Origin of the sequence: Vibrio salilacus, assembly GCF_002811245.1 — a bacterium.
Lineage (GTDB): Bacteria > Pseudomonadota > Gammaproteobacteria > Enterobacterales > Vibrionaceae > Vibrio > Vibrio salilacus.
On sequence record NZ_NIVQ01000051.1, the window covers coordinates 1 to 2,722 of the forward strand.

At 39.9% G+C, this 2,722-nt stretch carries 3 protein-coding genes; all 3 read left to right on the top strand.

The genetic code is table 11. The features are described from left to right. Positions 1-169 precede the first annotated feature (169 nt). The 3 genes from CDZ87_RS16470 to CDZ87_RS16475 all read left to right on the top strand — a co-directional run bounded on the left by CDZ87_RS16470 (position 170) and on the right by CDZ87_RS16475 (position 2,660). Positions 170-1,333: a hypothetical protein gene (locus CDZ87_RS16470; protein WP_157806490.1), complete on the top strand. Its 1,164-nt coding sequence runs from the start codon at positions 170-172 to the stop codon at positions 1,331-1,333. Then, positions 1,327-1,524, top strand: coding sequence for a hypothetical protein (locus CDZ87_RS17090; protein ID WP_157806491.1), 198 nt, complete (start codon positions 1,327-1,329; stop codon positions 1,522-1,524). Before CDZ87_RS16470 ends, CDZ87_RS17090 begins: the two co-directional genes overlap by 7 nt. Positions 1,525-2,267: 743 nt before the next feature. Continuing rightward, positions 2,268-2,660 carry a VOC family protein gene (locus CDZ87_RS16475; protein WP_172953603.1) on the top strand — a complete coding sequence of 131 codons (393 nt, stop codon included), beginning with the start codon at positions 2,268-2,270 and terminating at the stop codon, positions 2,658-2,660. Positions 2,661-2,722 lie beyond the last annotated feature (62 nt).

Here is a 2,722-nt window from a genome sequence, read left to right on the forward strand (position 1 = left end):
GGCACAATGGTTTAGGTTAGGTGGCAATGTTGCTCACTACTTAACGCGGCGTTATGTGCCAGTGTCTCATGTAATCCTTTACCATGCAGATTTTCATAATATATAATTGATTATCAAATAATAATTCATACTAACCATGACTAGAAATAGAGCACTACAAGCAATCGCAATGGGCACTCTCTTCGCTGCGGTAAGTGCATTTATGCCTTCTGCGACTGAGACAATAAAAAGCCTCTGGGATATTTCTTTAAATCACAATTCATCAGTTGAACTCAAGACGACTGACTTAACAAGTTTAGTTCTCTATATTCTGACTATTGGACTAACATTTTTCCTTGGCTATTTTTGGGAGAATGCTAGCCAAAAAGAACTAAATGATAAGCATATAGCGCTGGATAGAAAATTATCGGATCAAACAACGAATAGCCATTTTATTATGGAGTATTTACATACGATGCCACCTCAGAAATATCTAGCTCAGTTTGAAACGACATATTTGGCGATGAGAGCGTTCTTATCTGATATCCAGAGACTATCAAATGGAAAGTACAGTTCGAAGAAAGAGTTGATCTCTTCGGTCAATGAATGTGAGGGTATCGTATGTAAGATGAATGAGCTGTTAATTAGGATCACTAAGCAATGGGATACTCAAGGTACTGTGTTTGACTCGGAAATCGAGTATCGAGTAAACGTTATGATTTATTGTGATGCCGAGGAGTCCCTGAAACAGTTTAGCGAAGGACCTTATGAGTGGAAGCATTCAGAAAGGTTCTTTATGGCATTTAAGCCAGAGGGTATTCTTACTGACGTCAATGGTGTGTTATTTGTTGATGAGCGGCTAGATATACATTATTCAGAAGAGCAAGGGATCCATACTCTTGCGCAGAAAAGAAGCCCTATCGCCTTGCCTGTAACATTACACGATACAGATTGTCGATATCCTGAGCAAAACTTGCCTGGGGCACCCAAGGCATATGCGACTCAGCAGGCGCAATACATAAGCTGCTGCAATACAGAAATACATGACGAAATAGATGCCATCGAACATATCTCCGACTTTTTAAAGCAAGAGCTCAAAAGTTACTATTGTAAGGAAACTTTCGCCCAATCCATTATTTCATTCCCTTTGCATCGGGCTGGTGATAAAGTGTTTGGTGTGCTAAACGTTTATAGAAACAGAAATCACTTGGCAAAACGTAATGAAAATGACTTTATGGCTTTGATGAAACCATTAACAGTAACTATCTCAGAAGCCGTTTATGAACTATGTCTAATGAGAAGCGATGCTCAAGATGAAAGTATGTTTAGAGACTCGGAGGTAGAGAAATGTTAGTACCTAGTATGATCCGTAGCGAACGCGATCGAGAACGCACTGATTGCGAACGAAACCGCACTTCTAGAACAACCTACTCATCTTCTGAATACTATGAACTACTATCCAGTAGCTCTTACAAACCAACATACTCAGGTCGAGTTGTCAGAGTAAAAGTTGAAGTGATTGAGGTTAAGGTTAAGTCAGTCTAGTACCTGTCAAAGCACATAACAAAGCATTTAAGAGTGATTCCCAACGCTTGGCATTTTGATGTCACCGTTGGGTTTTGTGTTTATGGTGGTATGGTTAAGTTTCGTGACTACGTTGCTCACACCTTAATGCGGCGTTATGCAACTCAGGGGAATTTGGGGGTTCAATCTTTTTAGGATTTCTCCGGCCATTCGTTTTGTGTTGTCGGCAAATGAGCTTTTTTACCTTCAAATTCGTGGTTAACTCAAACCGTAAAACAGGCAAATTTCTTTGTTTGCCTCAATCAGTTTTGGTGCTGGTTTGTTGTGAATTTAGCGGGCACAAAGTGTGGAAAGGGCAGTTAATCGAGCATTTTGCACTTGCAGAAAGTCTTGCTTGTTGAGTTTTCCTGATTCAAAAGCTTGGTTTGTTGTTGAAAGGTGAACTTTGTTTTGGCGGCTTATTTATCGCAGTTCTTGCTTGGGTTGATTCTTGAATCACTCAACCATTGCAATTGTGGCTTTTGGTCGTGTAAATTCAGTTTATCTCATTGAATTTGCATAACAAACGGCTCAAGAGGGATTGCCAACGCTTGGCGGTTTTAGTGCAAAATTGCAGTTCAGTGTTTACGGTGTGTTTTTTGAGTTCGGCAATGCGTTGTCAACCCCTTAGCCGGGCGTTATAGCTTACTGTTCATTTTGGCATAGACAGAGATGATTCGATGTTGCAGAGTATGTCATAACTTCATTTAAGAAAGGGAATTACTGTGTTTAGTCATATAATGATCGGCTCAAATAATATAGAGAAATCAAAGGCTTTTTATGATGCCATTATTGCCGTTCTTGGTTACTCGAATGGTTTTATTGATGCGAAAGGCCGCTGTTTCTATCGTAATAAAGAAAGTACTTTAGGCATTACGAATCCAGTAAATGGTGAACCAGCTACTCATGGTAATGGCATAACGATTGGTTTTAAAGTTAGTAGTCCTGAATTAGTTGATGCATGGCATGCAGCAGGTATAGCGAATGGAGGCATTACTTGTGAGGATCCACCAGGGATCCGAATCAGTGGAGACCGAAAGCTCTATTTGGCTTATTTACGAGATCCTTCAGGTAATAAACTTTGTGCAACCCATTTTTTGTCTTCAGAGAGCAAATAATTACGCTATAACAAGAGACTATGGCGTCAAGAGTTAATTTTTGGCGCTGTTTGCATCCCACA